The organism is Planococcus sp. TJ-201, from assembly GCF_058268495.1.
Genome location: NZ_JBZDOG010000008.1, coordinates 19,232 through 32,427, shown reverse-complemented (window position 1 = coordinate 32,427; position 13,196 = coordinate 19,232). Strand labels below are relative to the sequence as shown.

The 13,196-nt window shown below is 38.8% G+C and carries 15 protein-coding genes; 2 read left to right on the top strand and 13 right to left on the bottom strand.

Annotation, left to right across the window (positions count from 1 at the left end; all coding sequences use genetic code 11):
* Nucleotides 1-170: 170 nt before the first annotated feature.
* Nucleotides 171-1,205, top strand: coding sequence for an ABC transporter permease (locus tag AC4EG4_RS16600; RefSeq protein ID WP_490988433.1), 1,035 nt, complete (start codon nt 171-173; stop codon nt 1,203-1,205).
* Nucleotide 1,206: 1 nt separating this feature from the next.
* Nucleotides 1,207-1,881, top strand: a complete 675-nt coding sequence (locus AC4EG4_RS16595) for an ABC transporter ATP-binding protein (RefSeq protein WP_490988432.1) — start codon at nt 1,207-1,209, stop codon at nt 1,879-1,881.
* Nucleotides 1,882-2,063: 182 nt separating this feature from the next.
* On the opposite strand, the gene AC4EG4_RS16590 is transcribed toward AC4EG4_RS16595, so the two are convergent.
* The 13 genes from AC4EG4_RS16590 to AC4EG4_RS16530 form a co-directional block, all read right to left on the bottom strand.
* A complete protein-coding gene (locus AC4EG4_RS16590; protein WP_490988431.1) occupies nt 2,064-2,732 on the bottom strand; it encodes a hypothetical protein in 669 nt (222 codons plus the stop codon).
* A 430-nt stretch (nt 2,733-3,162) separates the two neighbouring features.
* Complete coding sequence (locus AC4EG4_RS16585; RefSeq protein ID WP_490988430.1) at nt 3,163-3,585, bottom strand: GNAT family N-acetyltransferase; 423 nt, start codon at nt 3,583-3,585, stop codon at nt 3,163-3,165.
* Nucleotides 3,586-3,903: 318 nt separating this feature from the next.
* Nucleotides 3,904-5,196 (bottom strand): histidine--tRNA ligase, encoded by a 1,293-nt coding sequence (locus tag AC4EG4_RS16580; protein WP_490988429.1) that lies wholly within the window; start codon nt 5,194-5,196, stop codon nt 3,904-3,906.
* A 571-nt stretch (nt 5,197-5,767) separates the two neighbouring features.
* Entirely contained in the window at nt 5,768-6,190 is a 423-nt protein-coding gene (locus AC4EG4_RS16575; protein WP_490988428.1) for a hypothetical protein, read from the bottom strand.
* A gap of 86 nt (nt 6,191-6,276) precedes the next feature.
* Entirely contained in the window at nt 6,277-6,375 is a 99-nt protein-coding gene (locus tag AC4EG4_RS16570; RefSeq protein ID WP_490988499.1) for a hypothetical protein, read from the bottom strand.
* A complete protein-coding gene (locus AC4EG4_RS16565; protein ID WP_490988502.1) occupies nt 6,330-6,656 on the bottom strand; it encodes a hypothetical protein in 327 nt (108 codons plus the stop codon). Before AC4EG4_RS16565 ends, AC4EG4_RS16570 begins: the two co-directional genes overlap by 46 nt.
* Nucleotides 6,657-6,761: 105 nt before the next feature.
* Nucleotides 6,762-6,926: a hypothetical protein gene (locus tag AC4EG4_RS16560; RefSeq protein WP_490988427.1), complete on the bottom strand. Its 165-nt coding sequence runs from the start codon at nt 6,924-6,926 to the stop codon at nt 6,762-6,764.
* A gap of 361 nt (nt 6,927-7,287) precedes the next feature.
* Nucleotides 7,288-7,944, bottom strand: coding sequence for a tetratricopeptide repeat protein (locus AC4EG4_RS16555; protein WP_490988426.1), 657 nt, complete (start codon nt 7,942-7,944; stop codon nt 7,288-7,290).
* 509 nt (nt 7,945-8,453) lie between these two features.
* Nucleotides 8,454-8,882 carry a DUF4181 domain-containing protein gene (locus AC4EG4_RS16550; RefSeq protein ID WP_490988425.1) on the bottom strand — a complete coding sequence of 143 codons (429 nt, stop codon included), beginning with the start codon at nt 8,880-8,882 and terminating at the stop codon, nt 8,454-8,456.
* A gap of 109 nt (nt 8,883-8,991) precedes the next feature.
* The gene (locus tag AC4EG4_RS16545) at nt 8,992-9,342 is read right to left on the bottom strand and encodes a hypothetical protein (RefSeq protein ID WP_490988424.1); all 351 of its coding nucleotides are present in this window, start codon (nt 9,340-9,342) and stop codon (nt 8,992-8,994) included.
* A gap of 648 nt (nt 9,343-9,990) precedes the next feature.
* A complete protein-coding gene (locus AC4EG4_RS16540) occupies nt 9,991-10,353 on the bottom strand; it encodes a YolD-like family protein (protein WP_490988423.1) in 363 nt (120 codons plus the stop codon).
* Nucleotides 10,354-10,787: 434 nt separating this feature from the next.
* Entirely contained in the window at nt 10,788-12,218 is a 1,431-nt protein-coding gene (locus AC4EG4_RS16535; RefSeq protein ID WP_490988422.1) for an ArdC-like ssDNA-binding domain-containing protein, read from the bottom strand.
* 8 nt (nt 12,219-12,226) lie between these two features.
* Complete coding sequence (locus AC4EG4_RS16530; protein ID WP_490988421.1) at nt 12,227-13,162, bottom strand: DUF3991 domain-containing protein; 936 nt, start codon at nt 13,160-13,162, stop codon at nt 12,227-12,229.
* Between the last annotated feature and the right edge of the window lie 34 nt (nt 13,163-13,196).

The window sequence follows — 13,196 nt, the reverse complement described above, 5'->3', positions numbered from 1 at the left end:
ACCGCGCGGAAATAATGCGCGGTTGGCTTCTTTTGTCTATCATTTCTATCGTTTTCCAATCATGAACTGGTTTCGTTTTTGATTTTTCTTTCGAAATGTAACGGCTCGTTCATCTTCCGTTCATCTAAGCCCCTTAGAATGAGGGTATTAAAGAAATTGGAGGCTTACAGATGAACATTGCATGGAAAGAAATTAAAAAAAGCAAAGTGAAATTTATGATTCTGGGCTCAATCGTGTTTCTCGTCAGTTTTCTGACATTCATCATTTCGGGTCTCGCGAACGGGTTGTCCCAGGACAATGCAGCATTGATCAAAGATTTGCCGGAAGGCCAATTCTATATGGATAAAGACGCAGAAGAAACGTATAACCTTTCGCTGATCGAACCCAGTACCCAAGAAGCGGTCTTAAAGGAACAAGAAGGGGCTGCTGCGCTGTCCATTCAAATGGGATTTTTGAATGACGAAGAAGACAAACAGCGCAGTGTGGCGTTTGTCACTTCAACGGACTCGGAGTTGTTTGAAAACGTCAAAGCAGGCGAAGTTATCCTGGACCGTTCTTTGGAAGATGAAGGGTTAAAAGTCGGGGATACATTGACCAACAATCAATTCAGCGGCGAATTTGTCGTGAAGGGCTTTGTCGATCAGCAAAAGTACAGCCATGCCCCTGTCGCTTTTATCAACTTGGAAAACTACAAAGAGATGTATCGTGTAAATGAAATGCAATTGCTTTTTATTCCAGATGAAGGTGAAACCCCAGTCATTGAAGGACTGCAATCGTTTTCGAACAGCGAGTTTCTCAGTACAATTCCAAGTTACAGTGCAGAACAGCTGTCCCTCCACATGATTGTCTGGTTTCTCGTTGTAATCAGCGGATTGTTGTTCGCCATTTTCTTCTACATGATGAACGTGCAAAAAATCGGATTGTATGGAATTCTGAAAGCAATTGGCGTGAAAACGAGTACGTTATTTAAAATGATGTGGACGCAGATGCTCTTTATCACCGTGATTGCACTAGCGTTGTCGATTGCGCTCAGCCAGAGTTTCAATTTTATCGCACCGGACGGCATGCCGTTCAGCTTAACGGCAGCCACAACTGTCCAACTGTCCATCGTTTTTCTTGTCATCGGTTTTGTCGGCGCCACTCTTTCAGGCATCCAAATCAAAAAAGTCGAACCGCTGCAAGCGATTCAACAAGGAGAGGTGTAGCATGACCATTTTCACGATCAATGAACTGAGAAAAACATTTACAACGGGTGAAGTGACAGAAGAAATACTAAAAGGAATTGACCTGACGCTCCAACAAGGCGAAATTACCGCACTTGTAGGCGCTTCCGGATCCGGCAAAAGCACGCTGCTGACAATCGCCGCTGGGCTCCAGCCGGCTTCAGACGGTCAAATCTTGTTCAATGGACAGAATTTGACTGGTATGAACCAGGAACAAATTCGAAAAATCAGGGCTCGTGACTTTGGCTTTGTCTTTCAGTCAGCGCATCTCGTCCCTTTTCTTACTGTGGAAGAACAGCTGACTCTGATGCTCGAAGTATCGGAAACAACATTAAAAAAAGCGCAGCAAAAAAAAGAGATTGCTGATATCCTGAAACTAATTGGCATGGAACATCGGAAATCTGCCTACCCCGCATCATTATCTGGTGGTGAAAGACAACGGGTAGCGATTGCCCGGGCCATCATCCACAAGCCTCAAATGCTTTTTGCGGACGAACCAACAGCCAGTCTGGATTCAAAACGGTCCAAAGACGTCATGGAGCTGATCCGCAATTTAACGAAAACTTTGAGTATCACTACGTTGATGGTAACGCATGACGAGGAGATGCTGTCATATGCCGACCATATTATAACGATGAAAGATGGTTTGGCCGAATAAGGAGTGGCCTCCCTCTTTAAACGAAAACCTTTCGCTTTAGACCAAGTAAAGATAAAGAGAAGTGCTGTTCAATTAGCACTTCTCTTTATCTTTTTATTAGTAAAACAGTTAATACTTCCGATAAGTGCTGATATATAAACCAGAATTCTTTAGAATGCAGGTTACATTTTTACAATCATCTACTAGAAAGTGCGTGTTTTCTCTTTGTCAATTAGTTTAAAATGAATATCAGATGATTCCCCTGCATCGATATGTTTTGGAACATCTGATAAATCGAGTAATTCGTTTAGCTGAATAGCTTTTTTTTGGTTAGCTTCTATCGTGATCCGATACGGACCCGCTAAATTCATAAGAGATTCCATTCGTACTTTGTCTTCCATAAAAAATGAATCTATAAATTCTAATTCAAATGACATAGCCTCATTACTTCGATTATGTAATACCAGATTGCATTCACCAGTCATTTTTTGGTCTATCGACTCAAAATTGCATTTACCATTATTATCGTATGATATCGCTGTAATGCCAGTTGCTAAGGTTTCTTGATATGTCGTGATTAGAAGATTCGGTAAGAATGTGTATACAAGGACAACTATGAGTAGTGCTCTAAATTGGTATTTCTTCATGCCGATGAAAAGTAAAACTAAGGCGATTACAAATAGAACCGCCCCCATTATCCCAAGTGAAATATAACCGTTTTGATTCTCAATTGGAAATGACATAAACGTAGTTCGCACTTCTATCATCACATTATTTGGAAACGGAAAAAACAAATACATACAAATACATAAAATAATAAACGAACTAATGAGTGCTAATTTATTTTTTACCATCTCATCCTTGTTCTCCATTTTTTCTTCCCCTCCATACCGTATAGATAGGTATACTTTTTTCTAAATCCAATCGAATTATTACACTTCCTTTCTGTTTATCATTTTATACACTGCAGTAATTACTCATTAATCCCACATCCCCTTAATGCGTCTAAAACTCAAAAACCCATACTTTATTCTAATTTTTGTAATATTTGTTAATTCAATTATACCTTGTATATTCCTTCACACAATAGAGAAAATTAAATCTATTCCTCTTTCAAAGCGTTCGTAAAAGTACACTTACATGAACGAAAAAAAGAAGAGACTTTCTATTAAGTCTCTTCCCTTCCGATAATCCCTCATATGTAAACTGTCTTTATACTTGGTCACCTTAAATCAAGATACTTCCCTTATTTCCTCACGATCCGCATTGGCAACGTCACTCCGGATCTTACGTTCATTTGTATCATAGGTTCTTCCGCATTATTATCGGATTCTCATTTATTGCATAATCATTTTTCAGATAAAAAGATTCCGCAAGCCCTCCAATTGCGGTCAATAAATATAGACTTTGAATACCTCTTTTCTTAAGTTCATCTTCTAAGCAAAGCAACAATTTCGAACCATAACCTTTGCCTTGCATTTGCCTGTTTATGCAGAGCTCAGCCAAATAAAAAGTTGATCCTCTATACGTTTTTTTGCTGTTTCCTGCAATGAAACCAATCAAATCGCCTTTAGCGTATAACAGAAAACCAAGAAATTTAGGGGCTTTCAGTAAATCCTCAAGTCTTTCTTTAGCTGTATCATAGGTCCAATTCTCATTCCAAGGATTGCTGTTAAAAACGTCAATGTAGAGTTCGATGCATTGTTCCATTCTATCAAATGTCATGGGTACTATTGTTTCTGCTATTATAAACTCTCCTGTCCACCATAATCTGTTTTGATTTTCTAATCAGCCAGCTCTTCTTTATTCTGCTCAACTACTTTTGCAAAACGGAGGATGAGGTCTTGTCGATATGCCACCTCCCCCGTTTAGTTCTTAAGGAATCCATCGTTTCTTTCCCTCTGATAGCCGTTGATAAGTAAACCAAGGGGATTTAGAGACTTTGCCAGCAAATCATTTAAAAATTGTGGGTTTTGTCCTCCTTCTCTTTAAAAAGGTTTGCGGAAACAAGACCATCTCTTTTAATCAATTTGTCTTCCATCATTACGCTTGATTGGACATAGTCGATAAGAGAACTTTTTGGGTCTCACCGGTTTTCATATTTTTTAAGTGATAGAAACCGCTGTTGATTTCATCTTCTCCCAATACTATGACATTACCAATCCCTTCACGATTTGCTCGATCCATAGCTTTATTTATCTTTTTGTTTGATAACTCCACTTCTACTCGGTTGCCCTGAGATCGTAAGTCTGATGCTAGCTTAAGTGCTTCCTTAACTGTTCCGATTGGAATTATATAGATGTCGATTACCGAACCTTTATTTACACGCCCTAACAGTTCATATGCGTAAAAAATAACATCTAATCCGAATGAGATACCTACCGTTGAAAACGTTTTTTCAGAATTTAAAAGGCCTCCAATCGCATTGTCATACCGTCCACCACTTCCGATGCTCGATCGGATTTTTCTATCTGCTAAAAAGATTTCATAAATGGTCCCCGTATAAATCTCCAATCCTCTCGCCAAAAACGGATTGAAAATACACATTTCTTGAACCTCCAATTCCTCTAAGTAAGAGGTTAGTTCCTCTAACTCCTCTAATCCTTCTCGTAAATAGACATTCTCCTGGTCCCAACGTTTGAAGTTATCTATCGTCAATTGTCCTTTGGATTCAATAAAGGCTTTGATCTGGCCCAAACTAGATGCCGTCAGCTCGAACTGAGATAATTCATTCATCATTGATTCCACCGAGACTTTTTCTACCTTGTCTAAAACCAAAATGACACGATTCATTTCGTCTTCAGGGACTTGAAATTGTTGCAATACCCCGTATAAAAGCTTCCGGTTATTAAATTGAATCTCTACCTTTATGTCCAGATTCTTAAAAGCATCTAATGCCATCATCATTAGTTCTGCTTCTGCAGCCTGTGATTCCACCCCGACAATATCCACATCACATTGAGTGAATTCACGATAACGACCAACTTTGATAGGACCATCCCGAAATACTTTGCCAATCTCATAACGTTTGAACGGCATCGGAATCGTTGGGTTCATTGCTACGACTTTTGCGAAAGGAATCGTCAGATCGTAACGTAACGCTAAATCACGTTCTCCCCGATCAGTTAAGCGATACATCTCCTGTAAAATTTCTGCCCCACCTGCATATTTAGAAGCCATTAAGTCTGTGTAGTTTAGGATAGGAGTTTCTAAAGGATTGCACCCGTAAGCGATAAAAGTATCTTCTAAGGTTCTACGAATGGTTCTTTTGATCATTTCTTGATTAGGCAAGTAATCTTGTGTTCCTTTTACATTTTGGTAATCCATTTTCCTCATCAGTTTTTCCCTCTTTTCTTTTTTTAGACAAATAAAAAAATCGTACAAACATAAGCTCCCAAACGGCTTAGTTATACGATTCAACAGAAATAGTCTTCCTATGTAGATATAAAAATATCAATAGCAAGACTAGTTAATATGATAATGTGAAATTGCAAAAGTCAGTTGTTGGACTAGCATATGACCCCTCCTAAGTATTGGTGTAATAATACAAATCTTCAAAACATTTGTCAAGCTATTTAAAATTGAAACTTCTAAGCAACCTGGGGGGGGGGTTTTTCTTTACAAATCATTAACTTGTGTCTCTTAAACCGCTGACCGTTCATATAAGCTCATTTAAATAAACAAAAGAAGGAAAGAAGCTATTTTATCACTTCTTTCCTTCCGATAACTACTGATATGTAAACCTAGAATATTTTTGCAGTTAGAGCTTTAAAACCTTATAGCACAGCCATTTGAATGTAACTTTTTTTTAATAAAATCTGTTTCAAAGGGTTTTCTGAGGCACCCACTGAAATATGGATTTTGAATGTAACTTAATTACTATAAAGTTACATTCACATCAATCAATTTAATTCATTTTAGGTCGCTTCAAGAGGTATCTGGGTGGAGATCCATAGACTTGTTCGGCTTCAAAATAGGCTAATTCACCGGGAACACACGAAATGATGGACGGAAAACCATAGCCGACAGCATGTTCCAAAGCTTCTCGAAGGGGCAATTCTTTTCCATCTATCTTTCCGCTGTAGGATAGGGAATAGCACTTCTTTTCAGCTCCATTTTTCATTAGTAGCTCATAAATGTCATCCGGATCCGAGTTAGGGGGTGGAATTTCGATCATGTATTTCCCCTTCAACATCCTCTGATATTCATGACAGAGCCGATTCAAAGCATGATCTCTTTTCTTTGGTGTAAACAATTCGTGGAGCACTCTTTCCTGAACGTTTTTTTCGAAGAAAGATTTCACAATAAGTTCTTCCATTTCCTTCTTCATACTGATTCCCTCCCATCCTATTTTGCTTATTCGATCTTTATAATTTAAAGTCTTTCGAATGTAACTTAATGTGAATTAAGTTACATTTAGACTCCGCATCTAACTATCTCAATCGATTTACAGATAATCTGACAATCCATCATGGGAATAACCATTTTAACTTGATAAAGAGGAACACCTTCCACGACAATTTCTTTAATCGAAATGTCATGAAAATAGAAAGCCACGTCGTTGGGCGATTGTGGAATATCTCCCTCTGCCCCTTCCAACCAGGTATTGAAGATGGCGGAAAACATTCCTTAAACAGAACGGTATATTCTCTATCTTCTACTTCATCATCTCTTGAGCCCATATACTTCATTGTCACTAAGTGCTTGCTGTTGTCATAATATAATTCCTTTAACTCTGTATCAATATAGTTCGTTGCCATTAATTTCTCTTCAACAGCTTGCCCACTTAATCTCACTATTGTCCCCTCCATTTCGAAACTTTAGTTGAAAACACATTAAAATCCGAATGTGAATGTAACTTAACTGCACTTAAGTTGCATTCACTTCCTTAATATTCTGCATTATTTTGCTTCTTCTGTTTCAGCGAGCTTCTTGCAGATATATCCGACGATGTATTCTCTCTTTGTTAATTCTTCTATGTCCTGATTTTCAACTAACTCATCTATTACCTGATCTACTTTTTTCCACAGCTCGGTATTTTCATATTTTTCATATGGATGTGTCATTCTACTATTCACCTTCACTGTCGTTTATGTGTCTCGTCTCTGTAATACTTATTTTAACATTCTTGAGTTTTATAACTAGAAGTCGCTAAATTATTCCTCGCTAAAAACCGTTCGCAAAAGTACAATTTCTCGACCGAAAAAGAAGAAGCCCTATTTGAGCTTCTTCCCTTCCAATAGCCAAACCATATGTGAACTTCCAGCTTTAAAGCCTTATCAAGCTATCCCTTGAATGTATCATTTTTTCTAGTAACCTCAATTGTGTCGAGAGTTTTGGTGAGATTAATTGAAGGTGAGTTCTGAATGTAACTTACTTACACTTAAGTTACATTCAAGCTGAGAAAAAATTTCAAATACGTTTAGCTTACTGGCGCAGCAACTTCTCCAAGTCGCGATAATTAACTTCTGTGATAAAGACGCCCGATACCATTTCATTGATGTACCGGATAATATCCAATTCATCATGGCCGTTCTCTTCACCTTCTATGTAGACAAACTTCACATTGGCTAAGCCTTTTTTAATCAATGTCTTCCCCAGATCTTTTCGTCCATATCCCATATAATGCTCCCCTAAATCTGTGTAGTTCCTAACAATATAAGGGGAATATTCGATTGACCGTTTTAATAAGAATTCGTACCTGTCCTTGTCCTTACCACGATAGTGATCGGCAAGCAGCAGCGAAATGACGGATGCCATTTCCGGGTCCGCCACGCTTTGTACCTCTTCGGCTTGATCCGCCAGTTCGTCGTCCAGGTCTCCTTGGAACCACGGGGTGAAAGACAGAATTAAGATAAAGAAAAACAAATTGTTTTGGTGGTAGTACAAAGCACCCCGGGCAAAGTCAGCTGCCTGTTCATAATCCTCAAGTGGAGCTAACGCTTCCAGCATGATCAATCGATTCCATCCCTCGACATCATGGGGATTCTGCTCGACGTAGTCGATCAATAGCCGTTCAGCTGTATCCATTTTCCCTTCAATCACCAATGTGGTGATCTTTTTTTGTAATTCCTCATCAACCATATTCTCACCCCACTTCTCGGACGATTATTTACATGCTAGAGTTACCACTAAACCTCAGAAGCGAATGTAACTTACTTGCTATTAAGTTACATTCACAATATGTAAAATTTCTATTTTAAAAAATGAAACCTTTACTGGAGAAAAATGGTATATATACTATCAATTAAATTATAAAAAGGTTTCTAGTGAAAGGGACGATGACATGTTTAAATCTAATCTCACGAATCAGCTGATTAAGATTATCCTTATTTGGATTATTTACTTTCTAATCTTTACGAATGGCGTCTTTTCCTATCCCCGAGATAAAATCTTTATTATTTTTGCTACAGCATTCTATATCTTACTAACAGTTTTTTACCTTTGGAGAATAAAGAATCCTAGTAAAAAAGTACGCTCTGAAGAAAGTAGAATTTAAAAGTAATACAGAATAATGATAAAGGCCAGGCAAGGGATACTCCCTTTTCTGGCCTTTTGAATGTAACTTAATTCAAATTAAGTTACACTCGTTTTTAAGATATTAGGGAATTAAATAAATCAAATTGAATCGTTAAGATTAAAGCTATTACGATTAAAGACATTTCACTGATGGTTAAGATGATTTTTTTCGGATTCTGTGAGTATTTCCATTCAAAAACTGTCTGTACCGAGTGATCCAATATCGTAAATATAATTACCGAAACTAAAAAAACGTTCACCGAGTATCCTTTAGAAACTAAAAGATAAAAGCAAATTATGTAGGCAATAGCTGCTATTACATTGATAGATAAATCAATTTTCAGATGCAATTTATTTACGTAATTGAATGAAAAGAGCCCGTTTCCTTCACTCTTGATCTTAAATATTTTTCTTAACACTAGATTAACGAGAGAAATTATAAGAACTACGAATAAAAAAAATCCAATAAATTTTACCCAGACCACCTCACTATCCCCTCCCATAGTTCAACAAAAGTTCCTACCCTACTTTTTCATCTAATTTGAATGTAACTTAATAACCATTAAGTTACATTCAAATCAAAGAACTTATAAAACTAAAATTGAATTGAAATTACTTTGCAGCATCGTTTTTGTTGTATAAATTTTTATAGCTAACGACCAGAAGAATGAAAACAAATACCAGAAGCATAAAACTTCTAGCATGGAATCCATCAGTCGCTGAAGTCTCATCAAGTATAATGCATACCGTTATAGCTAATATGCTGATGAGACTAAAGAAAATAAATAACGGCTTATGTATTGAGAAATATTCTTGCTTTACTTCAATTACTAAATAAACGATTGCGAAGATAAGTGAAGCAATACGAGTTAGAAATAAAAATTCATACTGAAGAAAAAACGTTGCAACTAAAAAGCCGATCAATGCCAAAATCACGATTATAGTACTTGTATTTTTTTTCATCCCAAACTCCTTATATTTCATTCTTGTCTAAACAATATTTTTTAATATTTTAACTGAGTTACATTCAGTTTCTAGTGAAAGGTATATATGAGAATAAGTAAGGAGAAGGCCAGCAGAACAGATTTCACCCAAATTACCTTATTACTAACACCGGTCTTTTTTTCTAGATGGTATATGTAGTGGACTAGTATGAAAAAGCTAGCAAAAGTTAATAAAAAATGGGATGTACTCGCATTTCCTGTAAGTACTAGGTATTCCAGAAGTCCAAAAGCCAGTATGACCATGCCTATTGAGGCAATTATCATGTAGATGTAAGAAGTTCCAGTATTTATCTTCTTCATATTTCCTCTTCCTCTCAAAAGTACGGGGGTGCTGAATTTAACCCTCTTTTCGTTTGTTTGCTTTTACTTATTAATTCATATACTTATTTTACCATTCTAAAATTTTAATAATAGATTTGTAGATTAACTTATTTATAATAAAAAGCGTTCGTAAAAGTGCACTTTTACGAACAAAAGAGCCGTAGTTATCTAAATAACTGCGGCCCTTCTTCTACATTAGCGATAGCACCCCCTCTTATTGGACTATTTGGACCGGAGCAAGACTGAACCTCGTTCCAATTTATGCACCTGCTCAAAAAATCATTTTTCATTCAATTAACCAGACGCTCACTAATTCTTCCATCGGGAGCCGGTGTAAGTCTGAAGGATCTTGATAGATGATGGAACGGCTATGTTCATTTAATTCCTGAATGACCCCGATGTGGTAATGGAACTTCTTTTCTTTCCACGATTTCATTTTCACATGGCACTTCCGTTGCGCAGCCAATACAAGCTCTTCATGCAATAGATGCAGGTCAGATTCATCCAAGTCTGGTTTTGCATCGTGTTTGTCCTCTTCGTACCAAGCACGAATCAGTTCAACATGTTCGGTCAACATCATTCCCTGCCACTTGATCACTCCCCGGTCTTTGATTTCGTCTTGCACTTTCAGGTGTTTATTTCCCTTCATGTTGATCACCTCCTAATTTTATAAGAACATACGTTCTTAATATACCACTGAATTAAGCCATCCAATCTTTTTCGACAAATAAAAAACACCCTCATTCAGATGAGGATGAGAGTTGTCATTAAGATTGTTCGTTCACTTATCGGCTAAAGGTGACACTTCCACTTTGGGTGTACCCGTCATTTCTACCTAAATAGTTGTTCTTTTATAAAGTCAGGGAATTAACTACCGAAGAAGAAGGACAGCATAGAGGCTCAGTCTTTTTCTTACAGCTTATTCTATGTTGGTGCTCTTACCTGTTCCTAAAAAGCATCAATAATTATATTACCCTCTCTCCTCCTCTTCTTGTTTGTTTTCATACAACTTTTAACTTTCAATTTGATTAGTCATTTTTCTGCTGGTGGCTCTGACAATTACCTTCTTGTTTTTTTTTGATCTCACCTTTCGATTTCAACTGTATTTGTTTTGGGATGCTGCTTTTTCTTTTCTGCTGCCGGAGCCTTTTCTTGATAGATTTCCGTCCTCAACCGAGCCGCGAACGATTGAATGTAATCCTCATCTTGTTTCAGCAGGACATCATGATACCCGTTTTCCAATGTCGTGTACGTTTCCTTGTTCACCAACTGCTCTTTATCTAATTGATGGAGCGGGTGAATGTATTTCCCTTTTTCATATTGGGAACTGATGACGAGCGTAAGGCCGGTGTCTTGTGGAATGGCTACGGTATAGGCTGTCTGCTCTTGCTTGTAGTGATCGAAGTCGAGGTTGTTCACTTCCCCAAATGGTTGGAAGTCGTTGCTGATGCCATGGATAAACATAGCGGGCTTTTTGTTATCCAATTCCTCTCCAGAATGAGACGCGTGGGCCTTCAATGCTTGGTCCGTGAGATTGTAGGCGATATCATCCGCCTTACTTTGCTGCAGCTCCTTCTCTTTCAATTGGTCAAAGTGCGATTCAATTTCGTCGATAAACTCGCTGGCCGTGTTCTGGACCTCCTTCAGCAACTGCTCTTTGTCTTTTAATTCGGCACCCTGTGTCCAGTTGGCCAAATAGGAAAGCGTAAACTCTTCCGTATCGATGCCGTACCGGTTGGCCACTACATAGGAAACCATTTCCGCCTGGAATTCCTTTTCGTTTGTCGACAATTCCTTGGCTCTCTCCGGCGTGTGCATCTTCGCGTGCGCCAGTTCATGGATCAACACCGAAACATTCTCGAATTCCATATTGCGGGGATTCAATGCAATGATTTTTTCATTTGGAGCAGCAGCCCCTTTGGCTGTCCCGAGTTCGAATGGCGATTCGTCCACGATAGTGAAATCCAGTTTGTGGGCGATTTTATTTAATGCAGCCATCATTTCTTTGCTGCTTTCAAGACTGCCATCACGATGATATTTCCCGAATATCTCGGAGACTGACAAATTCAATTCACGCGCATTGGTCTGCGTGTATTCGAAAACATGTCCGATTTTAAAGAACGTTTTTTTGGTTGTCTCCAGTTGCTTTTTATCAATCAGTTCACGATCCTGTTTACTGGCGGAAGAGACCGGCACATCAATGCCGTTCTTCTTATAAAACTGGACCGGCGTAGGGACGAGTATTTTGATACCCTTCTCGCCTTTTTGAACAGCCGCGCCCTTGCTTTTCCAAAAATTAAAGGAGCCCACAGCTTGGGCTCCCATGAATTGCTTATCGATTAATGTCATATTGCGCTGCGAGTAGTTATGGAAGTTGGCCATGAAGGCCAGGTGTTCCCGCATCGCTTTCTCAGAAACAAAATAGGAGTCAATCTGCTGATCCATACCGGATGTCAGCTCTTCAATCTCTTTCATCTTTTCTTCCGGAGTTTTCGTTTTGCCTTTGAATGCCATTCAGACCATCACCTTTCTATTTCGACTGCCTTCTCTTTTGTGAATGTTTTCGCTTCGACTAAATCCATGTTCCAGTCTTTATTCTTCGGCTTCTCGACTTTGAAATTAGTTAGATAATTTGACCAGCGATCCACAAACTGTTCCCCGGCTGTATCCTTATCGACAGCAAAAATCACTTGTTCCACAACCGCTCCACGTTCCTTGCAATCCTTGATCAAGTCTCGAATGCCAGTGGTTGCGGTTTGGTCTTTCAGCCCGGACATGGACAGCAAGCGGATATTTTCCGGCCGCTTCAGCTCGAAATAACTGAGCGCGTCGATTGGGCTTTCAAATATCGCAATCTTGTTCGGCGAGCCAATGTCTACCCGGAAGCCGCCATCTGGTTTGCTGTTGGCCATGATTTGCTTGAAGGTCCCGCGCTTGTTATCCATCTTCAGGGTTCCCTGTTTGTCGCCCCCTACAATTTTCCCTTCGGAGTCTCTCCATTTAAAAATGCCATTCTTTAATTTATCTTCAGCCAATAAATCATTGCGTATCAGAGCGGAGACAATTTTCGGATCCAGCTTCCGCTCATTGATTAAATACGTTGAAATATTCTCCTGATTTTCAACTTCGTGATGGAGCGGATATTCAAATTCTTTTGATGTGTGCCGTTCTGATTCTCTAGAAAAAGTCTGGGAAGAATCTTGCGCGTTCACATCCCGAACTGCATCCTGGAATGTCATGTCGTTATACTCACGGGCAAAGCTGATGGCACCATAGCCGCCCTTGCTTCGGCTGTTCCAGTACCAATGCCCACTTTCTTTGATGACCAGCGAATCATGTTCCGGATGTCGGTAATAATGTCCCTGTCGCTCCAAGCTCTCGCCTTTTGCATGCAAATAATCCAGAACGTGTACCTCATTGGCTTTTCGAACTTCTTCTCTGTCCACGCGATCACCCACCTTCATCACTCCTTCTGATTACTAGAAAAAAGAT